The organism is Paenibacillus sp. FSL F4-0125 (assembly GCF_038008565.1).
In the GTDB taxonomy this organism is placed as follows: Bacteria; Bacillota; Bacilli; order Paenibacillales; family Paenibacillaceae; genus Paenibacillus_AQ.
Genome location: NZ_JBBOZJ010000001.1, coordinates 4,124,078 through 4,146,724, shown reverse-complemented (window position 1 = coordinate 4,146,724; position 22,647 = coordinate 4,124,078). Strand labels below are relative to the sequence as shown.

General features: G+C 43.8%; 30 protein-coding genes. 24 read left to right on the top strand and 6 right to left on the bottom strand.

The window, feature by feature from the left end:
• Nucleotides 1–123 precede the first annotated feature (123 nt).
• The 6 genes from NST74_RS18430 (at nucleotide 124) to NST74_RS18405 (ending at nucleotide 5,339) form a co-directional block, all read left to right on the top strand.
• The gene (locus NST74_RS18430; RefSeq protein WP_341113709.1) at nucleotides 124–828 is read left to right on the top strand and encodes a response regulator transcription factor; all 705 of its coding nucleotides are present in this window, start codon (nucleotides 124–126) and stop codon (nucleotides 826–828) included.
• A 70-nt stretch (nucleotides 829–898) separates the two neighbouring features.
• Nucleotides 899–2,224 (top strand): sensor histidine kinase, encoded by a 1,326-nt coding sequence (locus tag NST74_RS18425; RefSeq protein WP_341113708.1) that lies wholly within the window; start codon nucleotides 899–901, stop codon nucleotides 2,222–2,224.
• Nucleotides 2,225–2,265: 41 nt separating this feature from the next.
• Nucleotides 2,266–3,369, top strand: coding sequence for an AI-2E family transporter (locus NST74_RS18420; protein WP_341113707.1), 1,104 nt, complete (start codon nucleotides 2,266–2,268; stop codon nucleotides 3,367–3,369).
• Nucleotides 3,370–3,407: 38 nt separating this feature from the next.
• The gene (locus NST74_RS18415; RefSeq protein WP_042129003.1) at nucleotides 3,408–3,758 is read left to right on the top strand and encodes an Asp23/Gls24 family envelope stress response protein; all 351 of its coding nucleotides are present in this window, start codon (nucleotides 3,408–3,410) and stop codon (nucleotides 3,756–3,758) included.
• Between the two features lie 79 nt (nucleotides 3,759–3,837).
• Nucleotides 3,838–4,194: a hypothetical protein gene (locus NST74_RS18410; protein WP_341113706.1), complete on the top strand. Its 357-nt coding sequence runs from the start codon at nucleotides 3,838–3,840 to the stop codon at nucleotides 4,192–4,194.
• A gap of 128 nt (nucleotides 4,195–4,322) precedes the next feature.
• Nucleotides 4,323–5,339 carry a S66 family peptidase gene (locus NST74_RS18405; protein WP_341113705.1) on the top strand — a complete coding sequence of 339 codons (1,017 nt, stop codon included), beginning with the start codon at nucleotides 4,323–4,325 and terminating at the stop codon, nucleotides 5,337–5,339.
• 63 nt (nucleotides 5,340–5,402) lie between these two features.
• On the opposite strand, the gene NST74_RS18400 is transcribed toward NST74_RS18405, so the two are convergent.
• The 4 genes from NST74_RS18400 to NST74_RS18385 form a co-directional block, all read right to left on the bottom strand.
• Nucleotides 5,403–5,687, bottom strand: coding sequence for a YxcD family protein (locus tag NST74_RS18400; RefSeq protein ID WP_042132285.1), 285 nt, complete (start codon nucleotides 5,685–5,687; stop codon nucleotides 5,403–5,405).
• Between the two features lie 8 nt (nucleotides 5,688–5,695).
• Nucleotides 5,696–6,127 carry a hypothetical protein gene (locus tag NST74_RS18395; protein ID WP_076119612.1) on the bottom strand — a complete coding sequence of 144 codons (432 nt, stop codon included), beginning with the start codon at nucleotides 6,125–6,127 and terminating at the stop codon, nucleotides 5,696–5,698.
• 199 nt (nucleotides 6,128–6,326) lie between these two features.
• Complete coding sequence (locus tag NST74_RS18390; RefSeq protein WP_042128995.1) at nucleotides 6,327–6,887, bottom strand: beta-class carbonic anhydrase; 561 nt, start codon at nucleotides 6,885–6,887, stop codon at nucleotides 6,327–6,329.
• 21 nt (nucleotides 6,888–6,908) lie between these two features.
• A complete protein-coding gene (locus NST74_RS18385; RefSeq protein WP_341113704.1) occupies nucleotides 6,909–7,244 on the bottom strand; it encodes an iron-sulfur cluster biosynthesis family protein in 336 nt (111 codons plus the stop codon).
• A 163-nt stretch (nucleotides 7,245–7,407) separates the two neighbouring features.
• Here NST74_RS18385 and NST74_RS18380 point away from each other — a divergent pair, with 163 nt between their 5' ends.
• The 9 genes from NST74_RS18380 (at nucleotide 7,408) to NST74_RS18340 (ending at nucleotide 13,970) form a co-directional block, all read left to right on the top strand.
• Nucleotides 7,408–8,925, top strand: coding sequence for a carboxypeptidase M32 (locus tag NST74_RS18380; protein ID WP_042128990.1), 1,518 nt, complete (start codon nucleotides 7,408–7,410; stop codon nucleotides 8,923–8,925).
• 56 nt (nucleotides 8,926–8,981) lie between these two features.
• A complete protein-coding gene (gene trhA / locus NST74_RS18375) occupies nucleotides 8,982–9,629 on the top strand; it encodes a PAQR family membrane homeostasis protein TrhA (RefSeq protein WP_042128988.1) in 648 nt (215 codons plus the stop codon).
• A gap of 149 nt (nucleotides 9,630–9,778) precedes the next feature.
• A complete protein-coding gene (locus NST74_RS18370) occupies nucleotides 9,779–10,135 on the top strand; it encodes a putative DNA-binding protein (RefSeq protein WP_341113702.1) in 357 nt (118 codons plus the stop codon).
• 21 nt (nucleotides 10,136–10,156) lie between these two features.
• Entirely contained in the window at nucleotides 10,157–11,542 is a 1,386-nt protein-coding gene (ffh, locus tag NST74_RS18365) for a signal recognition particle protein (RefSeq protein WP_042128985.1), read from the top strand.
• Between the two features lie 47 nt (nucleotides 11,543–11,589).
• Nucleotides 11,590–11,862, top strand: a complete 273-nt coding sequence (gene rpsP, locus NST74_RS18360) for a 30S ribosomal protein S16 (RefSeq protein ID WP_036688604.1) — start codon at nucleotides 11,590–11,592, stop codon at nucleotides 11,860–11,862.
• Nucleotides 11,863–11,884: 22 nt separating this feature from the next.
• Nucleotides 11,885–12,115 (top strand): KH domain-containing protein, encoded by a 231-nt coding sequence (locus tag NST74_RS18355; protein ID WP_042128982.1) that lies wholly within the window; start codon nucleotides 11,885–11,887, stop codon nucleotides 12,113–12,115.
• Between the two features lie 192 nt (nucleotides 12,116–12,307).
• A complete protein-coding gene (gene rimM / locus NST74_RS18350; RefSeq protein WP_341113701.1) occupies nucleotides 12,308–12,832 on the top strand; it encodes a ribosome maturation factor RimM in 525 nt (174 codons plus the stop codon).
• The gene (gene trmD / locus NST74_RS18345; RefSeq protein WP_341115926.1) at nucleotides 12,832–13,614 is read left to right on the top strand and encodes a tRNA (guanosine(37)-N1)-methyltransferase TrmD; all 783 of its coding nucleotides are present in this window, start codon (nucleotides 12,832–12,834) and stop codon (nucleotides 13,612–13,614) included. The genes rimM and trmD overlap by 1 nt, the downstream gene beginning before the upstream one ends.
• Nucleotides 13,615–13,835: 221 nt before the next feature.
• A complete protein-coding gene (locus NST74_RS18340) occupies nucleotides 13,836–13,970 on the top strand; it encodes a hypothetical protein (protein ID WP_269321964.1) in 135 nt (44 codons plus the stop codon).
• A 321-nt stretch (nucleotides 13,971–14,291) separates the two neighbouring features.
• On the opposite strand, the gene NST74_RS18335 is transcribed toward NST74_RS18340, so the two are convergent.
• Entirely contained in the window at nucleotides 14,292–14,468 is a 177-nt protein-coding gene (locus NST74_RS18335; protein ID WP_156113147.1) for a hypothetical protein, read from the bottom strand.
• A gap of 178 nt (nucleotides 14,469–14,646) precedes the next feature.
• Here NST74_RS18335 and NST74_RS18330 point away from each other — a divergent pair, with 178 nt between their 5' ends.
• The gene (locus NST74_RS18330; RefSeq protein WP_042128979.1) at nucleotides 14,647–14,874 is read left to right on the top strand and encodes an LSm family protein; all 228 of its coding nucleotides are present in this window, start codon (nucleotides 14,647–14,649) and stop codon (nucleotides 14,872–14,874) included.
• 55 nt (nucleotides 14,875–14,929) lie between these two features.
• On the opposite strand, the gene NST74_RS18325 is transcribed toward NST74_RS18330, so the two are convergent.
• The gene (locus NST74_RS18325) at nucleotides 14,930–15,880 is read right to left on the bottom strand and encodes a hypothetical protein (protein WP_341113700.1); all 951 of its coding nucleotides are present in this window, start codon (nucleotides 15,878–15,880) and stop codon (nucleotides 14,930–14,932) included.
• 411 nt (nucleotides 15,881–16,291) lie between these two features.
• Here NST74_RS18325 and NST74_RS18320 point away from each other — a divergent pair, with 411 nt between their 5' ends.
• From NST74_RS18320 to NST74_RS18285, 8 genes are all read left to right on the top strand, one after another.
• Nucleotides 16,292–16,582 (top strand): hypothetical protein, encoded by a 291-nt coding sequence (locus NST74_RS18320; protein WP_042128975.1) that lies wholly within the window; start codon nucleotides 16,292–16,294, stop codon nucleotides 16,580–16,582.
• 156 nt (nucleotides 16,583–16,738) lie between these two features.
• Entirely contained in the window at nucleotides 16,739–17,083 is a 345-nt protein-coding gene (gene rplS, locus NST74_RS18315; RefSeq protein WP_042128973.1) for a 50S ribosomal protein L19, read from the top strand.
• Nucleotides 17,084–17,381: 298 nt separating this feature from the next.
• Entirely contained in the window at nucleotides 17,382–17,990 is a 609-nt protein-coding gene (gene lepB, locus NST74_RS18310; protein WP_042128972.1) for a signal peptidase I, read from the top strand.
• A gap of 29 nt (nucleotides 17,991–18,019) precedes the next feature.
• Nucleotides 18,020–18,880 carry a ribosome biogenesis GTPase YlqF gene (ylqF, locus tag NST74_RS18305; protein WP_042128970.1) on the top strand — a complete coding sequence of 287 codons (861 nt, stop codon included), beginning with the start codon at nucleotides 18,020–18,022 and terminating at the stop codon, nucleotides 18,878–18,880.
• A gap of 196 nt (nucleotides 18,881–19,076) precedes the next feature.
• A complete protein-coding gene (locus tag NST74_RS18300; RefSeq protein ID WP_339287169.1) occupies nucleotides 19,077–19,688 on the top strand; it encodes a ribonuclease HII in 612 nt (203 codons plus the stop codon).
• Nucleotides 19,689–19,760: 72 nt separating this feature from the next.
• Nucleotides 19,761–21,941: a DNA ligase gene (locus NST74_RS18295; protein ID WP_341113698.1), complete on the top strand. Its 2,181-nt coding sequence runs from the start codon at nucleotides 19,761–19,763 to the stop codon at nucleotides 21,939–21,941.
• Nucleotides 21,938–22,246 (top strand): EscU/YscU/HrcU family type III secretion system export apparatus switch protein, encoded by a 309-nt coding sequence (locus NST74_RS18290; RefSeq protein WP_341113697.1) that lies wholly within the window; start codon nucleotides 21,938–21,940, stop codon nucleotides 22,244–22,246. The genes NST74_RS18295 and NST74_RS18290 overlap by 4 nt, the downstream gene beginning before the upstream one ends.
• A complete protein-coding gene (locus tag NST74_RS18285) occupies nucleotides 22,243–22,629 on the top strand; it encodes a YraN family protein (protein ID WP_042128962.1) in 387 nt (128 codons plus the stop codon). Before NST74_RS18290 ends, NST74_RS18285 begins: the two co-directional genes overlap by 4 nt.
• Nucleotides 22,630–22,647 lie beyond the last annotated feature (18 nt).

Sequence of the window (22,647 nt, the reverse complement as noted above, 5' to 3'; positions counted from 1 at the left end):
GATTTTTATTTAAATATATGAATTAAAATGACTTGGTTGATGGACGTGATAATTTAGCTTTTCTTTAGATTGCATTTAGGTGGGTTTAATAATCGAAGCTTATAGTTAGATGGGGTGATTACTATGTATACAATTCTGATCGCAGATGATGAAGCAGAAATTGTAGAATTGTTGAGATTATATTTAGAGAAAGAGTACAACATTGTGGAAGCGAACAGTGGTACCGAAGCGTTAATGCAAGTTCAGAACCATAAAATTGATTTAGCGATTCTTGACATTATGATGCCTGGTTTAGACGGATTGCAATTATTGAAAAAGATTCGTGAGGTTCATCATTTTCCGGTGTTGTTTTTATCTGCAAAAAGCGAACATTACGATAAAATCCTGGGACTTGAACTCGGTGCTGATGATTATATTTCTAAACCGTTTAATCCATTGGAAATTGTAGCTCGTGCAGGAGCTTTGCTGCGGAGGGTGCATCATTTTGACGCACAAATCATTGAAGAAAAGTCTGCTGAACAGATTGTATTGGGAGAATTGAGGCTGGATCAAAGCCAGTGTCTGCTCTATCGTTCAGGGGAACCCGTCGTCCTTACCTCTACCGAGTACAAAATTCTGGAATTAATGATGAAGCAACCGGGACGTGTCTTTACACGAAAAAAAATATATGAGGCTGTATGGGAAGATTTCTATGTGTACGAAGATAATAGTATCATGGTGCATATCAGTAATATCCGTGAAAAGATCGAGCAAGATTCCAAAAAGCCGGTTTATTTAAAGACTATTAGAGGGCTGGGATACAAAATTGAAGCGCCTATGGAGCAATAGAGATCAACGACCATTACAATCATCGCTGACGCTGGATTTTTTGTTATTCATCTGCATTTTGTTTTTTCTTGTGATTGTTTATTATTTGTTCATTAATCTTGATGTGACCCATATGTTCGAAAAAAATAAAATCGCTGATCCGGATTTAAAGGTTGAAGCAAGTGCCTATCGAGATAATCTGGAGCATGGGATAGAAACCAAACGCCTTCTGCGTAGCAGTGGATGGATAGAGGTCTTGGATCAAAACAAGATGGTTATTGAGGTTGTTGGGGAGAAGAAAGATAATGTAACACAATATACCGATGACCAGCTCTTGAAAAGTCTGGAAAACGGAGAAGACCAGGAGTACTACTACTCATTGGCTACACGTAATACTCAGAATGAATCAGAATGGCTGCTTCTAAAGGTTCCTAGAGAAGTGATTGATATTTCAATTAATAGTGACCCACTGGTTGCTTACTTCAACCACTCGATTTCATACTATGTCTTTTTTGGAGTCGGCATGGTTCTTATGCTTATTATTGTGTATAGCTATTGGGTGGCACGAAGAATCAGGAAGCCGCTGCGGATCATTACGCTTGGTTTGAAGCAGATGATTGAAGGGAACTATGATACTCGTATCTCGTTATATGCAGAGAAAGAATTTTCTCAAATTGGGGAGACTTTTAATTATATGGCGGACGTAATTGAGAAGACGACCAAAGAGAAACGCCAAGCAGAGGAAAGTAAGAAACGTATGATGGTCGATCTTTCCCATGATCTGAAGACGCCTATTACGAGTATACAGGGTTTTGCACAGGCATTGGTTGAGGGCCGTGGTGAGGATGAAGAACGCCAAAAACGGTATTTAACCTATATCTATAATAAATCCTCGCAAGTGACTAAGCTGATTCAAAATATGGTTGAGCTGCTCAAAATAGATTCCCCGGATTTTTTGTTACGGATGGAACGTCAAGAACTGGGTGAATTTATTCGTGAAATCGTTGCAGACTCCTATGGTGAGATAGAACAAAAGAACTTTATCCTGCAGCTGAATGTTCCGGAACAGGAAGTATTCGCAAGCTTTGATGCGGAGCTGCTCTCGAGTGTAGTTCATAATTTGATCTCCAATGCTTTGACCTATAATCCGCCAGGCACTCATTTGCGCGTGGAGGTTATACCGGCAGAGAGTGAGGTTGCTATTGAAATTGCAGATACCGGAGTAGGCATTCCTGAAGAGCTTTGGTCAACGCTTTTTGATCCGTTTGTTCGTGGAGATAAAGCGCGGTCAACTACAGGTGGAACGGGACTTGGTTTATCCATTGCTATGAAAAATACAGAGAAAATGGGTGGCACGCTTCATCTCAGTCGTGGAAAGAAGGAACCAACGGTATTCACCATACGTATTCCCAAATAGCGAGATGAAAGACACCCAAAAATAGAAGATGGGAGAGAAATATGGCTAAACTGAACACATTCATTCGAGTTTGTATAGCGATCCTTTTGGTGTTAGGCATCGTATTTTTAGGCTCACAAGTTAATTTTATTTTCAGTCCAATCTTGTCTTTGTTCAATGTTATTATCGTGCCCTTAATGTTGGCAGGATTTTTCTATTATTTACTCCGACCTCTAATCAATACTTTGGAGAGATATAAACTAAATCGCTCTGTTGCGATCATCATCGTATATGTGGTCATTGCATTGCTTTTGTTTGGCTTTAGTATTGGAGTATGGCCTTCACTTCGAACACAGCTCATTAATTTTGTTGATAATATGCCAAATCTGATCGCAGCCGTGAATCAGCAGCTATTGAGGCTCGAGGACAGTGGGTTTTTGGCTTCTATTATCCCAGCAGATATGGACCTTGCTTCCCAATTGACTGAATATTTGAATAAAGGATTTAATCTGATTTCGAATTACGTAACGGGTCTATTCTCCTTTGTTTCAAATTTCGCGATTATTTTATTTACCTTTCCTATCATGTTGTTTTACATGCTTAAGGAAGGTGGGAAATTTGGTCGTAAGATTGTAAGTTTCTTTCCAAAGAAGTATCGTGGAGAAGGGACTTCAATGATGAGTGAAATTGACAGTGCGTTAAGTGGATTCATCGTTGGGCGGGTATTAGTCAATCTGGCGCTTGGTGTTCTGATGTATATTGGTTTCCTTATTATTGGACTACAGTATGCATTGTTGCTGACAGTGATTGCCGTAGTGATGAATTTTGTACCTTTCATTGGTGCAATTCTCTCCAGTATCCCAATCTTTATTATAGGATTCATCCAATCGCCGTCCATTGCAGTATGGTCCATCATCATCGTTCTTGTAGCTCAGCAAATTCAGGATAATCTGATCGCTCCCTACATTTTTGGGAAAAAGCTTGATATTCATCCGCTGACAACGATCATCTTAGTGTTGGTTGGTGGAGATATAGGCGGGATTATTGCGATATTGCTGATTATTCCACTGTATATGATTGTGAAAATCCTCTTGACCAAAGTGTATAATTTGTTTGTTAAGAACCACAGGGCAGATGTAGAAATAGAGGTAGAGGAGAGCCTTTAATATCTCATAAATTATCAAATATGATGGAGGTTGTTTATATGAATGAAGGAACGGAGCAAGGATTAATTCATATCTCAGATGATGTAGTCACATCGATCGTTGGACAGGTGGTTCTGGAAACGCCAGGTATCGCTGGAATGTCAGGAAGTAATATTTCGGACAATTGGGCCAAACGTTTGGGCGGTAAAAATGTGAAAAAAGGATTGTCTGTAGAAGTAAAAGAAGTAGACGTTGCCATCGACCTGCGGGTTATTGTTAATTACGGATGCGTAATTCAAGAGGTTTGTTATATGTTGCAGAAAAATGTACGAAATGCAGTGGAAAATATGATGGGTCTGTCCCTTGTCTCGGTAAATGTGAAAGTTGAGAAAGTAGCCCTCCCAGTATAATGATGTCTCTCAAATAGGCACCGTGATATAGGCTTCTGCATAGAATGGAGCAAATCCATTTACGGAGGTCAGAGCATCCATGTCGACATATAACACTGGGCAAGAGCAGAATGTGATTTATCAGGCCGATCCTGCGGTGATCCGGCACCTGCACGGTGTTCGTGATTCCCTGCATCAATCTTGCAAGCCCTACTTAAACCATAGGGTGAATGTACAGACTTTAGATGGCTTAGTGCACGAAGGTACTATTGCCGGAGTAGATAATAAACATTTGTATTTGAACGTTGCGGTGAATGGGCAAATGTCACGCGGATATTATAATCCATATCAGCCTTATCATCCGCATCCGGGTCCTGGCCCATATCCAGGTCCTCCTAATAATAATGTGATATTGCCGCTTGTGTTGTTCGAGCTACTAGCTATTTCTTTACTCTAAAGTGTACTTTATATTGAATAAGGGCATGTGCTGAAATCGCGATTGCACGTTGACGCGACTAGCCATGTTCTTTTTTTGTGTAAATGATGTGTACTCTTGATATAATTGCTGTAAACTGGAGGTGTCATATGATTAGATATCCTATTTTGAACAAGAATGCGACAGTAGGGGTAACAGCACCTTCATCTGGTGTAGGCGCTCAAAATGCGGAGTTGATTAAGTTAGCTACAAGCCGTTTGGAGTCTAAAGGATTTGAAGTGATTTGTGGGGAGACCGTATGGACGCAAGAGAAGGCCAAGTCCGCACCCGCTAAAATTCGTGCTCAGGAGTTTAACGAGATGATGGGCAGTGAGCATATTGATATAATTATTCCGCCTTGGGGCGGGGAGTTGTTGATTGAGATTCTTGAATTTATTGATTTTGATACCATGAAGAATAAGTGGATCTTAGGGTATTCGGACATTAGTGTGCTGCTCCTTGCAGTTACGTTAAGAACAGGGATTGCAACGGCTCATGGGACAAACCTTGTTGATTTAAGAGGGGAGTATTCGGATGATACCACAGCGATGTGGGAAGCGGTACTTACGACGCAAGTAGGTGATTCTATTGTCCAGCGTTCATCCGATAAATATCAAGGGGAATGGCAGCATGATGCTCCAACGCCTTATGTATTCCACTTGACAGAAGATACCAGTTGGAAGACTGTAACATCTGTCCCTGTAACTATGAAAGGGCGTCTACTAGGGGGCTGCATAGATGTAATTAGGCATCTGATAGGCACACCTTTTGGCAATCTGCGGCATTTTCAAGAAAAAATGATTAACAATGAACCAATCCTATGGTACTTAGAGAATTGCGAACTGAATACGGTTGATGTACGCAGGTCATTAGTTCAGATGAAGCTGGCAGGTTGGTTCGAGAATTGTTCTGGCATTATGTTTGGCAGAAGTCCGGCTAATCGGCCAGTAGAGAACTATACGGCCGAAGACATCTACGCTGAGCTTTCAGAGGAGCTTCAAGTGCCCATAGTGTATGATATTGATTGTGGTCATATTCCACCGCAAATTACGCTGATTAACGGAGCGTACGCTGAAGTTGATGTGGCGAACGGAGTAGGAACGGTAAAGCAATTTTTCTATGAATAGGTGCATACAAAAAAAGGACAACCACTTGGGCTGTCCCTTTTCTTATATTTGTCGCTAGAAGGCTTAGTTCTGTGTAGTTACAATCGCGGTGATTTCCTCATCCAGGTCTAGCCTTACATCTTCGCGATAGGCACGAATGCCATATTCGCTAAGCATGTAACGCAGGATCGCCTCGATCATGTTGGACTCCACTAGATATTGACTACGTCCCTGTACCCAAACCTCAGCAGAGTAGCCAGTGTCTTCTTCCCAGCTCAGTTCTACCTGAACATCTTCAGGGCGAACCGCTTTACGTTCAGCCATGTGTAAACATAGGGCGTTGATGATCTCATCCATGCTTAGAACCATTGTTGACATTAGTAACGACCACCTTGATCCTCTAAGCGGCGACGTTCTTTTCTACGACGGAAGAAGGACATCACAAGCATTACGAGTACATAGATAGCAAGCATATTAATGGCGAGTCCTAGAATGTTACCGAAGGCACCCATACCGGCGAACATACCGCCGAACATTAACCCAGCCAAACCGCCGATCATCATACCTTTCATTAAGCCGCCACCGCTGAAAAATCCGCGTTTCGTATTTGCAGCAGTAGATCCTGCTGTGGAGCTTTTTGTGCTATCGCTTTTTCTTACGTTATCGGTTGTTGATTTTTTTGGAGTTGTTGAATAGCTGCGAGTGCCGGATTTAAATCCGCCACCACCTCGCTTCGCATCCACAAAGTTCGGGGTAGCTACGGCGAAAAATAGAGTAAAGGCCATTACAATCATCATTACGCGTTTCATTGGTTTCATTTAGTACGAAAACCCTCCTGTGAGTATGAATTTGTGTGCATATTCGGTAATACGCAGCACGTCCCATGAGGTTTCAATTTTTATTTAAAATATAAGAAAATTTATGCTTGTCATAACTTATACTTTTTTACTCGAAAAAAGCGTGGATCCAGGACCCACGCAATCAACTGTTATAAGGTTGTTACTTAAATCATTTATACCCGTCAGCGACTAGCTCAAGAGCTCCAGTTGCGGGATCAATGATCATGCCATGAACAGGTACATCAGAAGGAAGCAGTGGATGACGTTTAATCAAGTCTACGGTCTGAATGACCCCTTGTTCTATGTTGTCAAAACCGCGGAGCCATTTGGTTAGCTTGATTCCGGAATTCTCCAGCGTGTTCAGCACCTCTTCGGATACTCCACGTTCTTTAATGGAATTGATCATATGGTCTGCGTTGAGGGAAGCCATACCACATTCATAGTGTCCAACGACAATAACTTCTTCAGCATCAAGCTCATACAGTGCAACCATGACACTACGCATAACACTACCAAAAGGTTGAGAAATAACCGCTCCGGCATTTTTGATGATTTTGACATCACCGTTCTTAAAGTTCATAGCTTTTGGTAATAGTTCAACCAGACGGGTATCCATACAAGTGATAATCAACATTTTTTTATCTGGATAACGACTAGTTAAATATGCTTCATACTCTTTATTCTCTACAAAACTCTTATTAAAGTTAATAATATCGGATACATGGCTCATGGCTGTTTTTCCTCCCTAAAATTACTGAATTGTACTTACATTACGCATATCTCTGACCAGGATATTTTTTCCGTAAATCTGTGAATCACTGTCTAGCTTAAAGGAAGAGAATCGTTCCTCGGCATCTAGACGCATCTTGTCTTCATAAAAAATTTCTTGCTGGCGGCTTACGATAAAGGGAAGGGAATCACTTTCCATCCTAGAATCGCCCTCCTCCATTTCTGAAACAATTAGTAATACATTAATTCCGTCACACCCGCAGCCTTCCGTATCATAAAAGAGCTTGAAAAATCCTGGCCGATCTTCAAGCCTTTCCTTTAACTTCCTTTCTGCGAGAGGTGTAACTTGAATCATCATAGCCTGTTCACGCTCCTTCGAATTTTGTGCGAAGCAGGTCCTGCTTCTTATGTAACCCATTGAATATTTTAAATTAGAGATGTAATCTCTGAAGTTGATTATACTCATTCAAAAAAGTATCATCAAGAGGAGTCGGCAAAACAGAGAAAGCAGGTGTAATAAAATGGAACAGCAAGTGAAGGAACAGTGGGAAAAATTTAGTGAGTTATTATCAAAAATAAGTGGATATTCAGAGGCCATAGAATTACTTCACTGGGATTTGCGCACCGGTGCGCCGCGTAAGGGAGTAGAGGTTCGTTCGGGTACGATAGGGATGCTGAGTGGAGAATTGTTCAGACTTGGAATTTCGGAGGAGATGGGAGATTTTACAGCATTTTTTACCCGTCCTGAAGTGATTACCCAGCTATCACATGATCAGAAGAAGATCGTTACCGATTGCCGTAAAGAATATGAGCGCAGCAAGAGCATCCCTTCCAAAAGATTTGAGGAGTATGCTGTTCTGTCCGCACATTCCCAAACGATCTGGGAAGAAGCTAAGGAAAACGATGATTTTGCCACTTTTGAGCCTTATCTAAGCAAGATAGTTGCTCTGAAACAAGAATTTATCGATTATTGGGGTGTAAAAGGAACACGGTACGATACGCTTCTGGATATGTATGAGCCCGATCTTACGGTAGAAAAAGTGGATGAAGTATTCAGCCGGCTACGTAGCCGTTTGGTTCCATTGGTAGAAGCTATCGCAGCTTCGCCTAATAAGCCGGACACAAGCTTCTTACAGCAGATATTCCCTAAAGAGCAGCAGGAAAAGTTCGGCAACTTTATTTTAGAGCAAATGGGCTACGATTTTGACGCAGGTCGTTTAGATGAGAGTGTGCATCCTTTTGCTACAGGATTGAATCCAGGCGACGTTCGTATTACGACCGCTTACCTGCTTGATAATGTGACTAGCGCCATATTCAGCTCACTGCATGAAGGTGGACATGCGCTTTATGAGCAAAATATCAGCAAGGATTTTGTTGGAACACCACTGGCACAAGGTGCATCGATGGGGATTCATGAATCTCAGTCGAGACTATGGGAGAACATGATCGGACGCAGCCGGGCCTTCTGGCAACGTTATTACGGGGATCTTCAACAACAATTCCCAGAGCAGCTTGCAAATGTGGATTTGGAAGATTTCTACCGGGCGATCAACAGCGTGGAGAACTCATTTATCCGGATCGAAGCAGATGAGCTTACATACAATCTGCACATTATCGTGCGTTATGAGATCGAGAAGCTTATTTTTAATGAAGGACTTTCTGTAAAAGACTTGCCTCAAGTATGGAATGCTAAGTATCAAGAGTATTTGGGTATTACCCCACCATCTAACGCACTTGGTGTGCTGCAAGATGTCCACTGGTCTGGTGGGGATTTCGGATACTTCGCTTCCTACTCCTTAGGTAATATGTACGCTGCACAAATTTTGAATACACTTCGCAAAGAATTACCAGAGTTTGATGAATTAATTGCAGCAGGAAACCTACTCCCTATTAAAGAATGGCTGACGGAAAAGATCTATCGTTTCGGAAATAGCTTAACGCCATCCCAAATCATTGAACAAGTAACAGGTGAACCGCTAAGCCCGGATTATTTGGCTGATTATTTAGAAGCGAAGTATACGGAGATTTACAAACTGTAATCAAGTAGGGTACGCGTGGTATAATAGAAAGAAAGCTTAGACGGAAGGATATGGATATGGCAAATACTCACACCTACAGCCGGAGAGAAGAAGTCGCGAATGCTATTACGCACGGGATCGGAACAGTATTAAGCGTGGCTGCACTTGTCCTGCTTGTTGTTTTTGCAAGTCTAAAAGGAACGACATGGCATGTGGTCAGCTTCTCCATTTATGGAACGACAATGCTGCTTCTGTATCTAAATTCAACACTAGTGCATAGTCTCAAAGAGGGTAAGGCGAAGGATTTGTTCGAATTTTTCGATCATTCCGCTATTTATCTGTTTATTGCAGGCACGTATACACCCTTTTTGTTAGTCGCCATTCGGGGTACGCTTGGTTGGAGTTTATTCGGAGTTATTTGGGGGATCGCAGTGTTTGGCGTTTTCTTCAAGGCCTTTTTTGTGAAAAAGTTTCTGTTCATGTCTACCATATTCTACATCGCGATGGGGTGGCTGATTGTAATCGCCTGGAACCCTCTTTCGGCTGTTGTAGCAGACGGTGGTATGATCCTGCTGATGGCTGGTGGGGTGCTCTATACATTAGGTACGGTGTTTTATGTATGGAGAGGGTTTCCGTACCATCATGCGATTTGGCATGTATTTGTCCTTGCAGGTAGTGTCACACACTTCTTCGCCGTCTTGATTTATGTACTGCCGATCCAATAATTTCAAGCGAATAAATTGCATGAAAAAAGGATTTTTAATAAAGAAAGAGATGACAAGCAAAAATGCTTGACATCTCTCTTTCTTTTAGGTATCATAAGGGACGTTGTGAAGGTGTAAAGTGTTTTTCCTTGACGAAGGGAGTGCCCTTAATGAGTCAGGAGAATAGACTCGAGAAAACGAATCGTATCAATTTGCTTTTTGCCTTCTATGAACGACTGCTTACAGATAAGCAGCAAACGTTTCTTAAATATTATTTTCACGATGATTTTTCCTTGGGAGAGATCGCCGCTGAATTTGAAATCAGTCGCCAAGCCGTTTATGAGCATATTAAACGGGCGGAGCAAGTCTTAGAGAATTATGAAGAAAAACTTAGTTTATTAGAGAAACATGAGAGTCGTACCAAATATTTAGATGAACTGCGCAGACTGCCGGAGAATGGGATGCTGCCTGAGCAATATAAACTTCGGTTCGCGGAGATCGTGGATCGCTTGCAGAGGTTAGAGTAGCATGAAGGGAGAAATCTGCATATGGCGTTTGAAGGTTTAACCGGAAGATTGCAGAATGTGTTCAGCAAGCTGCGCGGTAAAGGTAAAGTATCCGAAGATGACGTAAACGAAGCTATGCGCGAAGTACGGCTGGCCCTTCTGGAAGCCGATGTAAACTTCAAGGTAGTTAAAGAATTCGTGGCCAAGGTGAAAGAAAAGTCTATTGGTAAAGAAGTTATGGACAGCTTTACACCAGGTATGGTCATTATCGACATCGTTAACAAGGAACTAACCGAGCTGATGGGCGGAAGCCAAGCGAAGCTGGCCAAGTCGAACAAGCCACCGACTGTCATTATGATGGCGGGTCTACAAGGGGCAGGTAAGACAACCACTTCGGGTAAGCTGGCCAAGCTGTTACAGAAGGGCAATCATCGTCCATTACTCGTTGCGGGAGATATTTACCGTCCTGCTGCGATCAAACAGCTTCAGGTGCTGGGAGAACAAATTAAAGTTCCGGTATTTTCGCTAGGTGATCAGACTAGTCCGGTAGAGATTGCCAGACAAGCTGTACAACATGCCAAGGATAACGGACTTGATTACGTCATTATCGATACTGCAGGCCGCCTGCATATTGATGAAGAATTGATGGAAGAACTGAAGCAGATTCACAATGTTGTAAATCCAGATGAAGTTCTGTTAGTAGTAGATGCAATGACCGGTCAAGACGCTGTGAACGTGGCTGAGAGCTTCAATAAGCAGCTTGAGCTTACAGGGGTTGTATTGACAAAGCTCGACGGCGATAGCCGTGGTGGTGCTGCACTATCCGTCAAAGCTGTTACTGGTTGTCCGATCAAATTCGCTGCGTTAGGTGAGAAGATCGACGCGCTGGAGCCGTTCCATCCGGAACGTATGGCTTCACGGATTTTAGGTATGGGTGACATGCTGTCGCTGATTGAGAAAGCCCAAGCGAATATCGATACGGATAAAGCTAAGGAAATGGAACGTAAGATGCGTAATGCAGAATTTACGTTTGATGATTTCCTTGAGCAAATGGATCAGGTGAAAAAGCTGGGTCCGATCGATCAAATACTTGATATGCTGCCTGGCATGAACAAAGCCAAGGGCATTAAAGATTTAAAAGTTGATGATAAGCAAATGGGTCGCGTTGAAGCCATAGTTCATTCTATGACGAAGACGGAGAAACGCCAGCCTGAGATCATTAACCATAACCGCCGCAAGCGTATTGCTGCCGGTAGCGGAACCTCGGTCGCTGAGGTCAACCGCCTCATCAAGCAATTTGATGAGATGCGTAAGATGATGAAGCAATTCTCCGGCATGATGGGCGGAGGCGGCAAGGCCTCCAAGAAGAATGCCATGAAGCAGCTTAAAGGACTAGGCGGAAAAGGGATGAAGTTCCCTTTTAAATGATCTTGCTGTTCTAATATCTCGAAACTATTATAAGGAGGTGATTTTTCGTGGCAGTACGTATTCGTCTGAAAAGAATGGGAGCGCATAAAGCGCCTTTCTATCGTGTAGTGGTTTCCGATTCCCGGTCCCCTCGTGACGGTCGTTTTATCGAGGAAATCGGTTATTATAATCCGATTGAACAACCGGCAGTAGTTAAGATCGATGAGGAAAAAGCTCTTAAATGGCTTCAAACAGGTGCGCAAGCATCTGATACAGTACGCAACTTGCTTTCCAAAGCAGGCGTAATGAAGAAGTTTCATGAGCTTAAGCAACAGAAATAATGACTGATTGCGAGGGTCCTCTATGGAAGAATTAGTTGGAGTAATTGCTAAGGCTTTAGTGGATCATCCAGAAGATGTGACGGTACGAGCGGTGGAGAAGGATCACCTAATTGTCTATGAACTGTCCGTGCATCCTGATGATGTAGGAAAGGTCATTGGCAAACAAGGAAGGATCGCTAAGGCGCTCCGTACAGTAGTCACATCTGCAGCAGTCAAGAGCGATAAACGCGTAACTGTAGATATTTTATCTTAAATGATGCGTACAATGAGGGGCTAGGGATAGTATATCCCGGCTCCTTTTTGTTCAAATATAAGAAAGTATAAGTTTCACACCATACTTTATGTCTTATATTTCTCGCATTAACGCTTGCCGTCCTTATAAGGACGCCGAAGGCGTTTATGCTTGAAATATAGATTAGATGAAGCTTGTAAAGGAGAGGGTTGTATGACAGAAGAGTTAACCGTAGGCAGACTTGTGAATACGCATGGTATTCGCGGGGAGATTAAAGTATTATCACATACCGATTTCCCTGAAGTTCGTTTTGCTGCAGGAAAGAAGCTGCTGGTGATCCCTGCAGATGGCGGTGCGAAATTCGAAGTAACTGTAGAATCCGCTCGTGAGCACAAGGGGATGTTCATCGTTAAGCTCAAGGGATATACGAACATCAACGAAGTGGAAAAGTATAAAGGAAGCCTCCTGAAGGTTCCAAGTAATGATCTGGTTGATCTGCCTGAGAACGAATACTACTTCCACCAAATCGTCGGTTGTGAGGTATACACGGATGAAGATGAACACACACCACTTGGTACAATAACGGAAATCTTACAGCCAGGCGCGAATGATGTGTGGGTTGTTAAGCCTGCAAAAGGACAAGACATCCTTATTCCTGTAATCAATGATGTAGTGCTGAATGTAGACATAGAAGCCAAAAGAATTACTGTTCATTTGATGGAAGGGCTATTGCCATGATGAGAATTGATGTGCTTACGCTGTTTCCAGAAATGTGCGAAGGCGTATTCAGCACAAGTATTCTTGGTAAAGCGCGTGAAAAAGGAATCGTATCCTTAAATGCTGTGAACTTCCGCGAGTTTTCAGGGAATAAACACAATAGTGTGGATGATACTCCGTATGGAGGCGGCGGGGGCATGGTGCTCAAGCCTGATCCGATTTTTAATGCAGTCGAGCATGTGCTCGGTAGTACATCGAATGAGGAAGATAAACGTCGATCTGATGAAGAGGTTTCTGTAAAACCACGTATCATCCTTATGTGTCCACAAGGAAAAACCTACAATCAGAAAATTGCTGAGGAACTGGCACAAGAGCAGCATTTAATCTTCATTTGTGGGCATTATGAGGGGTATGATGAACGGATTCGTGAGTATTTGGTAACAGATGAGCTTTCAATCGGTGATTATGTGCTAACTGGCGGAGAGTTGCCTGCTTTGACGGTTATAGATTCCGTAGTCCGGCTTCAACCAGGAGCACTGGGAAATGAAACCTCTGCGATATCTGACTCGTTCAGCACTGGACTGCTAGAATATCCACACTACACACGTCCTGCCGAGTTTCGTGGCTGGAAGGTACCAGATATTTTACTGAGTGGTCATCATGCAAACATCGACATATGGCGGAGAGAGCAGGCACTGCTGCGCACGTTGGAACGCAGACCGGACCTGCTTGAGACTGCAGAACTTACGTTGAAAGACAAGAAGACACTGGAACGTCTAAGAAATGTGGACAAGCCGGAGTGATAATTTAATGAAACAGGTATATCTGACGTCTTTTTAACGTATCTTACGTTAAGGAGGCGTTTTTGTTATGTGAACCTGAGAACAAATAAAATAATAGTTTTCAAATTAATATGCTTATTGGTGCGTTGAAAGCTTCCTTTTAGGGTAATGAATAGAGGTGCCGCACTAATATATGCAGCTGATGATGCAGCAAGCTTAACTATTGAAAGGAATGAACTGAAGTGACTACGAAGACGCATGAAGAATTCAAGCCTAACGTGGACACGATCCACAAGGAAGCGGAGCCGCTCCGCACCGTGAATGATATTATCGATTTTTATACAAATCGCAATTCCCATTCGCCATATAAAGAGTGAACATATAAGATCGAACGTTAGGGATTGATTGTTAGGCTGAATAAAACCATTAGATACAGTGAATTTTGTATTCGCTGTCGCTAATGGTTTTATTGTTTAGAAGGTAACATGGTTTGAACTCTGTTACCCCGATTAAACTGTAAATAACCACTTTCCTTCGAGATCTAGGATCTAGAGAGAAAGTGGTTATTCTGTGAAATTATAAGAAAGTACACGATTCACGATATACTTTATTCTTATAATTCTCGCACAAACGCTTACCGTCCTTAAAAGGACGCTTAAGGCGTTTTAGCTTGCTATAAGAGTTCGTGGAGGCACATGTTATTCTTTGCGTAAGATTTTGTGTACTCCAGTAAGGAGGGAGTACAGCGCAACACATACGAGAACAGTAACAGCCCATGCATAGTTGCGAACGGTGTAAGTAAGCGATGCTAAAATAACGAAAATGGTAATACGCAGTACGCCTTCCTTAATAAACTGTTTTCTTTCTACATTCATGAGATTGGCCTCCTCGAATGGATGGAATAAGACGAACTACAGGTGAAAGAGGAATACGAAAGATACAGGGGACGAAAAAGTAAATATTGACCCAAACTCCGACCTATGTAACTTCGCCGTTACCGACCTGTACTCCTACACATAGAGTATATCATTACTGACAAGGAGGAGTACACTAGTGGAAGCATATTATAACTGTTTGCGTTGTAAGGATAAAAGGGTGCGGATTCTGACTAGAGATGGTAGACAGCACGAAGGCGTTATAACAGATGTAGACAGATACAATGTTTACTTAAGAACTGACAATGGCTCTGTGCATACTTCTGCTTTTTGGGGAAATCCTTTTGCCGCAAATCAGATTTTAACTTTGAGTTTATTCACTTTGCTGGCCATCGCATTAATCTAATCATGGAATCAAAAACAGACCGCCTGGTTATCCCGGCGGTCTGTTTATTGTCTATTTACTGTACTGTAATTGCACCTATATCTGAGCTGAGTGATACCAAAGGACCGCCTCCATTGATATCGGCCTTTCCGCCTTCTACCCCTTTGATTTGTCCGAGATCACTTTTGGCTTCCAAGCTGCATTTCATTCCATCGGCTAGGACAGCGCTAAGGCTGCCAACCTCTGTTTTAGCTTGTAGGCTGCTGTCACCCTTCATCCCTGCTATATCCATACGTATGCTACCCGTATCGGACTTTACAGTAGATTTTCCAGTAAATTTAGCCCCTTCAATATTGATCGCTCCAACGTTGCTGACGATTTGATAATTCCCCTCCAGGTTACGAAGACGAATTTGTCCTACGTTATTTGTAATGATATATTTATTCATGCTGGCAGGGAGCTCTATATTATAGCTTATGCTAAAATCGGAATAACCATATTTGTCTTGCGCCCATGTCCATAAATCCTTCTTAGGATTTGATTTAGAATGCGTAGACACCTTTAATGTATCGCCACTCACCTTAACTGAAACTTCAGCATCATCCATAATCTTTTGACGGTCAGAGGTATGGAAGGAACTATTGTGTGAGGAGATGGTTGCACTTACATGGATCAGATCTCCTGTAACAGCTGCAACTTCTATTTCTCCTACTGCGTTGTCCATGCTGAGTACGGATGCTGTACCGATCGCTTGTGATACTGAGAGTTCTTTGCTAATGCTATCTGCTTTAACTTCGTCAACTACCGTAGTAGCAGTTTCCTCAACGGCTTGCTGTACAGTTGCAGCTGCTTTACCTAGCTCTTGCTTGACAACTTCACCAAAGTTCTGGTGTGCATCCTCAGAAATACTCTTTTCCACCTCATTTTTCGCAGATTGTCTGCCTGGTAATTCTGTACAACCTGCCAAAAGTACGATAGATAATACGGCTACTGCTGCTAATACGCTATTGCTATTTCTTTTCCTCATGAAACGAACTCCTCCTCATATATGGGTGTATGTGATCTTACCAATGTGACTTCGTTATGTACTTCTGTAAGTATAGCTTATGGAATTTTTCAGTAAAAACGGCTGGAGGCGGGTTATTATACTGGACCAAAGACTAGGTCACTAAAGTGTCCACTACACTTCGATTTTTAATTGTGCTAAAATAAACGAAAGATCTCTTATTGAAATACGGTATAGGTACATATAAAAAGGGCGTGGAAGCCAGCCCTCATATAGAACCTTCAGCAGCTTCTGGAAACCGCTTTTTTCGGATAGAAGTGCTTAGGTGTGCTAAGGCTACTTTGTATACAGATATAGACCGTTACCTCACTTGAAGAACAGGGCGGTCTTTTTACTTTCATTTAATAAATCCTGAAGGGTGGAGGGAGCCAAATGAAATATGTAGCCATTTTGCTTGCCTTAGTAGTTTTGGCAGTCGTGTATTTTTTAGTCAAGAAGCAGAAAATAAATACGACAAGCAATCATTCGCACACCACACGGAGTAACGTGATCTCAATGGACAGTCATCGAAAAGCTAAACAGAGCCCAGGGGAGCAGCCTTGTTCTTCTTGTAAGAAGAAGAATGGAAAATTAATCTTCTACGCTCAAGATAATGGAACTGTAGTTGGCCTGTGTAAGGATTGCCAATCGAAGGCGAAAAAAAGAGATATGTTGCCGCTTTAAATAGACAAAAATAAGAAAAATATATTGTATTAGCCCGTCCTTTATGGTATTATTATTTCTGTTGTGTGGAATACGGTGGTCCGCTGCGGATAATGAGGGAGAGAAAGATCTCTCCGGAAGAGGCAAGAACACCTGTACGGAAGGAGGAAGTCCTTAATGAATATCCTACAAGCTATTACGCAAGAGCAACTTCGTAAAGATATCCCGAGTTTTCGCCCGGGTGACACTTTGAAGGTGCATGTAAAAGTTATCGAGGGAACTCGTGAGCGTATCCAGTTGTTCGAAGGCGTTGTAATCAAACGTCGTGGCGGTGGAATCAGTGAGACTTTTACGGTTCGTAAAATTTCTTACGGTGTTGGTGTGGAAAGAACATTCCCAATCAACTCGCCTAAAATCGAGAAAATCGAAGTGGCTCGTCGTGGTAAAGTGCGTCGTGCTAAACTTTATTACCTTCGTGAACTACGTGGTAAAGCAGCGAGAATTAAAGAAATTCGTCGCTAGAATAGTGACAAAGGAAAGGGGCTTGAGTTCAAGCCCCTTTCGTTTTATTATTTTTTTTGAAAATATAAGAAAGTATAAGTTTCACGTTATACATTATTCTTATATTTCTCGCATAAACGCTTTCTGTCCTTAAAGGACGCAATGGCGTTTTAACTTGGTATACAATGCGTACGACATATACGCTTGGGGATCAGCTTCTCCGAAAAGGCCTCCTGAAGGAGTATCTGTGGAGGGGTTTTTGGCAGGAGTTTTTTTGTGTTGTATAGTAAGAGTAGTATTTTAGAGAGGACGGTGAACTATGCAGCAGGAACAAAGTGAAACTTTGGAATCAAGCGCGCAGAACCCACGTAAACCCAAAAATGAAGTTTTGGAATGGATTAAAGCCATTGCGATTGCTTTAGTATTGGTTTTTCTGATCCGCTGGCTTTTGTTCAAGCCTTTTATTGTAGATGGACCTTCCATGCAGCCTAATTTCCATACGGGTGAACGAGTTATCGTAAATGAGATTTTGTACGATATTAGATCTCCGCAACGGGGCGAGGTTATAGTATTCCACGTGCCTTCTGAGGGTAGAGATTTTATTAAACGTGTAATTGGTGTGGCTGGAGATACCGTGAAAGTAGAAGGGGATGTAGTTACAGTTAACGGAGAGGTTGTTAACGAGACATATATCCAAGGCGCTATTGATGCTGCGCATAGTAACAACGCTCTGTATAATAATAAAGACTTCCCTAATGAAAAGTTTACGGATGGTACCGTACCTGAAGGACATGTATTTGTTATGGGGGATAATCGCTCGGATAGTACGGATAGCCGAATGATCGGTTATGTACCACTGGGGGATATAGTGGGTCGTGCAGATTTAATCTTCTGGCCTTTAAAGGATATTACACTGATTAACCATTAAGTTGACAGAAGTCAAAGGAGGTGACGGCAATGGCCATTCAATGGTTTCCTGGTCATATGACGAAGGCTAGGCGGCAAATCGAGGATAAGCTGAAGCTGATTGATGTTGTAATAGAATTGCTCGATTCCCGTCTGCCGCTTTCCAGCCGCAATCCGATGATTGACGATATTTTGCGGGACAAGCCAAGATTGATTATTTTGAACAAGGCGGATCTGGCAGATCCGGAGATTACACGGAAGTGGCTGGCGTACTTCAAGGGACAAGGGCATGTTGCTTATCCTGTTGATGCATCTACTGGAACGGGTATTAAGGAAATACCAGAGCAGGTCAAACTGCTGCTAAAAGAAAAGATTGACCGGCAGATCGCAAGGGGAATGAATCCGCGAGCTATGCGTGCATTGATTGTCGGTATTCCTAACGTTGGTAAATCAACACTCATTAATCGGATGGCTGGTAAGAGTATCGCTGCTACTGGTGACCGCCCTGGGGTAACCAAGGGTCAACAGTGGATTAAGACAGCCGGTAATTTGGAGCTTCTGGATACCCCGGGTATTCTTTGGCCGAAGTTTGAGGACCAGGATGTAGGTTATCGCCTAGCGGTAACGGGTGCAATAAAAGAAGAAATTCTGAATGTTGAGGACATCGCCTTTTACGCGGTGAAATATTTGGTGAAAGACTACGGATCTAGATTTCAAGAACGCTTTGGCATTGAGAAGCTTCCTGAGGATCTGGAGAATCCAGATGAGATCGTAGCTGTTATGGAAGCCGTGGGTCGTAAGCGCGGTTGTCTGATTAGCGGTGGACGTGTAGATCTGGAAAAAGCTTCCCGAGCCTTGTTGCATGAGCTGCGGGCAGGTAAGCTTGGACGTTTTACGCTGGAAACGCCTTAAGTGCATTGAATTCAGTGTTTAATGACTAGGTATGGAAGAGCCATCCGAAATTTCGGAGGCTCTTTTTTTATGGGAATGGATCAAATTGGAACGTCTATTTTAAGATGACCATGTAAGCTTTACTGTGATAAGCTGACTTATATAGATCATTGAATAATTCATAATTGGCGGTGACAAAATAGTGAGTTCGTTAGATATGTTAGCCTATGAAAAAGAGGGCTGGGAACAGTCTTATCGCCGTATAGCAGGCGTAGATGAAGTGGGAAGAGGCTGCTTGTTTGGGGATGTCGTAGCAGCAGCGGTGATTTTGCCAGAGGGGCTTATTATTGATGGTGTAAATGATTCCAAAAAGCTTACAGCTAAAAAGAGAGACGCTTTATACGAGATTATTATGGAGCAAGCGCTGGCGGTAGGTGTGGGGTATGTGGATTCTACTGTCATTGACGAAATTAATATCAAGCAAGCTTCACGCTTAGCCATGAAAAAAGCGGTAGAGAGTCTGGAACACGTTCCTGACTATATGCTGATCGATGCTGAAAAGGTAGACCTCCCTTTGCCGCAACGGGCAATTATTAAGGGGGATGCAAATAGTCAGTCTATTGCAGCAGCTTCGATTATTGCGAAAGTGACACGAGACAGGCTGTGTGAAGGTCTGTGGGAGGAATTATACCCTGAGTATGGGATTGCGATACATAAAGGTTACGCGACCAAGCTTCACCGGGAACAAATTACGGCTCTAGGTCCAACACCTATGCATCGGCGCAGTTTTATTGGGCGGATTCTCGCGGAGCAGCAAACGTTATTCTAGAAGCCATGCTTAAAAAAGTAGGATGAATACCGATATAGTAAGAAGAGAGAAAATGGAGGGAGGAGAAACGGTATGAATATCGGAACATTGATCCGTGGATTACTTGGAGATCAAAAACCGGGCGCGGCCAAGTCTTTAGAGTTAAAAGAAGGGCAAGTTGTTCGGGGTGTTGTTCTCTCTGTATCGGATTCAGGAAAAGAAGCGGTTGTACAAATCCAAGGTACACCTGTTCGTGCGGAATTAGAAACACCGCTGCTGCCTGGAGAAACCATGAATTTACAGGTCGGACCACCCGGAGAAGGCGGATTACCCGTATTGAAGCCGGTCTCCCTCGGTGAAACGGCGTTAGTCACCCCTCAAAGCATGGGGGAAGCCTTGGAATCACTAGGGCTAGCTGATTCCAAGGCAGGTAGAGAAATCGTATTATCGATGCAATCAGGGGGCGTCCCGCTGACCAAAGAGACAGCGGCTGCGCTGAATGCGGTAATGAATGCCAAGCCAGCTGGTGTGCCTACATCAGAGTGGCTTGACGCGGCAGTCATTTCTGTAAAGCGTGGACTCCCTGTTACAGCTGAGAGTGTGAAAGGATTGCAGCAGGCTGTATTTGGTCCGCAGCTGCATCAGCTTTTGTCAGCACTAGAAGACCAGATTACGATATGGGCAGGGCAAATCGTTAGTGAAGAAACAATAACCGCGGAACCTAAAGCTGGAATGGGCACCAGTACTGGAAAGCTCGATCCTTCTGTAAATACAAGTGCAACAAGTGGGAATAACGTGGGTGTTGTGGAGAGTGACACTACAGAGGCGGCTGCCATCCAATTGGCAGCCAGAGGAAATGCACAAGCTGTGAGTAAAGCTACTGATGGTACTGTCACAAGCGGAAGTACTTCTCTTTCGGGAGGAGCCGCTGTAGATGCCTCCGGCCTTACGGCTACTATGACATCGGATGAACAAGTTGCACCAGTTAAAGCGGATCTTAACATAGTTACTGATAATGAAACGGGTGTTGCAACTGGTAAACCAGTAGCTCTTGATGAAGCGGCTGAAGGTGCACAGATTTCCAAGGGTACACTGGTTACGGAACCTGCGGCTGGTAAAACGACAGCTGCTACGGCTTCTAGCGTTCTGAATAATGCTTTAAGCGCTCAAGCTGATGTTGCGGCGAGCAATCTCATCAGCTCCAGTAAAGGTGAGATTCAAGGTAATGCCTTAAATTTGAATAAGGATGGAGCACTGGATAGTGCTATTCTTGCAGAAAAGAGCTTGACAATGAATATTGATAAGAGCGGGGCAGGGGTTGGTGGCGCGAGTGTGAGCGCCGAAGGCACTGCTGCTGGTGCTGCGCCCCAGGCAGCTGCGCCTAGCGGTGCCGCCCTGCTAGCGAAGCTGCAGGGCGTGCTCACCGAGCTGCGTGGTTCCCTGCCGCAGCTCCCCATGCTCCCGCCCGCTGACGCGGCGGGAGCAAGCCCTGCCCCCGCGGCTGCTGCGCCGCGCGGGGAGACCCCGGCTGTGACGGCTTCGCCGATACAGCCGGACACCGCCCCACCCGCGGACGCGGAGTCGTGGGTGGGGCGGGTGCTGAAGCTGCTCGGTGCGGAGCACGAGCAGCAGGCGGTGCGCGGCGGCGCAGCAGCCGCCGCTGAGACGGCCCGCGCGGCGGCAGGTACGGCCGCGCTTGGCAGTGCAGGTGTCGGCAGCGATCAAGCCGCCGACACCCTGAAGGGCGTGCTGCTGCAGATCATGAGCAGCAGCGAGGTGCCGCCCGCGGTCAAAGAAGCCGCGAGCGGATTAGTGCAGCAGCTGACTGGACAACAGCTGCTGCTCAATACAGATCGAACGGCTCCTTTCGCGCAAGTGACTTTATTTTTGCCGTTGCAAGGTCCAGATGGGCAGGAGACAGCTTCCGTTCATATTCAGTCGCGTCGGGGACGCAAGGGTGAATTGGATGCAGCTAATTGCCGTCTCTGGTTTGATTTGGACATGAAGCAGATCGGCCAGACGCTGGTTGATGTGCAGGTTGTTGATCGAATCGTTAGTCTTAAGCTGCATAATGATCATCCTTGGGTGCTTGAGCTGCTGGAACAGCGGCGTGATGATATTAAAACGGCAGTGGAATCTATTGGTTATCAGTTGTCGGGATTAAGAACTGAACCTTTACCAGAACTAAAGCTATCTACAGAACTTGCCAATCCCCATAGCAAGCTTGTTGATTATGTTCCTGATGCTTATAAAGGAGTGGATTACCGTATATGAACGAAAATGAGCCTGTACCTCCAATTTCACAAGGGCTCAAAAAAGCGGTCGCTCTCAAATATAGCCCAGGACAAAGCGAGGCGCCTGTCGTTGTTGCCAAAGGACAAGGGGCGATAGCGGATCTGATTCTGCAAAAAGCTAAAGAGAGTGGGGTTGCTGTCCAAGAGGACGCAGCTCTCGTAGAAGTTCTTTCAAAGCTCGATCTAGATCAACAGATTCCATCTGAACTTTATCAGCTAGTGGCTGAAATCCTCAGCTTTGTGTATCAGAGCGACCGTACCGCCGGTGAACGGAGACCGGAATGAAAGAGCGATACACAAGAGAACGCTACAACCGCAAACAGAAGGGAGCCGCTGCTGAAGACGGGGCTGTGCAGTACTTATCTACTTGCGGATACAAGATCTTAGAACGAAATTGGCGTTGTCGAACTGGAGAACTTGATATTATTGCGGAGAACGAAGGCTGTATTATTATTGTTGAAGTTCGCAGTCGTAGTGGAGAGCTATATCAGGGGACTCCGGAGGAATCAGTGAATACTCGAAAAATACATCAAGTGCGAAATACAGCACAGGTTTATTTGCACATGAAAGGTTATGATGATCGAAGAGTAACCTTTGACGTCATTAGCATTTTACTGAATGAAGATTTAAGCATCGCTTCTTTGGGGCATATACGTGAGGCTTTTTAAGCTGTACCCCATATTCTC

Excerpts from the sequence above, each read along its gene's own strand:
- NST74_RS18430 (WP_341113709.1), top strand. The coding sequence starts at position 124 with ATGTATACAATTCTGATCGCAGATGATGAAGCAGAAATTGTAGAATTG.
- NST74_RS18420 (WP_341113707.1), top strand. The coding sequence starts at position 2,266 with ATGGCTAAACTGAACACATTCATTCGAGTTTGTATAGCGATCCTTTTG.
- NST74_RS18415 (WP_042129003.1), top strand. The coding sequence starts at position 3,408 with ATGAATGAAGGAACGGAGCAAGGATTAATTCATATCTCAGATGATGTA.
- NST74_RS18410 (WP_341113706.1), top strand. The coding sequence starts at position 3,838 with ATGTCGACATATAACACTGGGCAAGAGCAGAATGTGATTTATCAGGCC.
- NST74_RS18405 (WP_341113705.1), top strand. The coding sequence starts at position 4,323 with ATGATTAGATATCCTATTTTGAACAAGAATGCGACAGTAGGGGTAACA.
- NST74_RS18400 (WP_042132285.1), bottom strand. The coding sequence starts at position 5,687 with ATGGTTCTAAGCATGGATGAGATCATCAACGCCCTATGTTTACACATG.
- NST74_RS18395 (WP_076119612.1), bottom strand. The coding sequence starts at position 6,127 with ATGAAACGCGTAATGATGATTGTAATGGCCTTTACTCTATTTTTCGCC.
- NST74_RS18390 (WP_042128995.1), bottom strand. The coding sequence starts at position 6,887 with ATGAGCCATGTATCCGATATTATTAACTTTAATAAGAGTTTTGTAGAG.
- NST74_RS18385 (WP_341113704.1), bottom strand. The coding sequence starts at position 7,244 with ATGATGATTCAAGTTACACCTCTCGCAGAAAGGAAGTTAAAGGAAAGG.
- NST74_RS18380 (WP_042128990.1), top strand. The coding sequence starts at position 7,408 with ATGGAACAGCAAGTGAAGGAACAGTGGGAAAAATTTAGTGAGTTATTA.
- trhA (WP_042128988.1), top strand. The coding sequence starts at position 8,982 with ATGGCAAATACTCACACCTACAGCCGGAGAGAAGAAGTCGCGAATGCT.
- NST74_RS18370 (WP_341113702.1), top strand. The coding sequence starts at position 9,779 with ATGAGTCAGGAGAATAGACTCGAGAAAACGAATCGTATCAATTTGCTT.
- ffh (WP_042128985.1), top strand. The coding sequence starts at position 10,157 with ATGGCGTTTGAAGGTTTAACCGGAAGATTGCAGAATGTGTTCAGCAAG.
- NST74_RS18355 (WP_042128982.1), top strand. The coding sequence starts at position 11,885 with ATGGAAGAATTAGTTGGAGTAATTGCTAAGGCTTTAGTGGATCATCCA.
- rimM (WP_341113701.1), top strand. The coding sequence starts at position 12,308 with ATGACAGAAGAGTTAACCGTAGGCAGACTTGTGAATACGCATGGTATT.
- trmD (WP_341115926.1), top strand. The coding sequence starts at position 12,832 with ATGAGAATTGATGTGCTTACGCTGTTTCCAGAAATGTGCGAAGGCGTA.
- NST74_RS18335 (WP_156113147.1), bottom strand. The coding sequence starts at position 14,468 with ATGAATGTAGAAAGAAAACAGTTTATTAAGGAAGGCGTACTGCGTATT.
- NST74_RS18325 (WP_341113700.1), bottom strand. The coding sequence starts at position 15,880 with ATGAGGAAAAGAAATAGCAATAGCGTATTAGCAGCAGTAGCCGTATTA.
- NST74_RS18320 (WP_042128975.1), top strand. The coding sequence starts at position 16,292 with ATGAAATATGTAGCCATTTTGCTTGCCTTAGTAGTTTTGGCAGTCGTG.
- rplS (WP_042128973.1), top strand. The coding sequence starts at position 16,739 with ATGAATATCCTACAAGCTATTACGCAAGAGCAACTTCGTAAAGATATC.
- lepB (WP_042128972.1), top strand. The coding sequence starts at position 17,382 with ATGCAGCAGGAACAAAGTGAAACTTTGGAATCAAGCGCGCAGAACCCA.
- ylqF (WP_042128970.1), top strand. The coding sequence starts at position 18,020 with ATGGCCATTCAATGGTTTCCTGGTCATATGACGAAGGCTAGGCGGCAA.
- NST74_RS18300 (WP_339287169.1), top strand. The coding sequence starts at position 19,077 with ATGTTAGCCTATGAAAAAGAGGGCTGGGAACAGTCTTATCGCCGTATA.
- NST74_RS18295 (WP_341113698.1), top strand. The coding sequence starts at position 19,761 with ATGAATATCGGAACATTGATCCGTGGATTACTTGGAGATCAAAAACCG.
- NST74_RS18290 (WP_341113697.1), top strand. The coding sequence starts at position 21,938 with ATGAACGAAAATGAGCCTGTACCTCCAATTTCACAAGGGCTCAAAAAA.
- NST74_RS18285 (WP_042128962.1), top strand. The coding sequence starts at position 22,243 with ATGAAAGAGCGATACACAAGAGAACGCTACAACCGCAAACAGAAGGGA.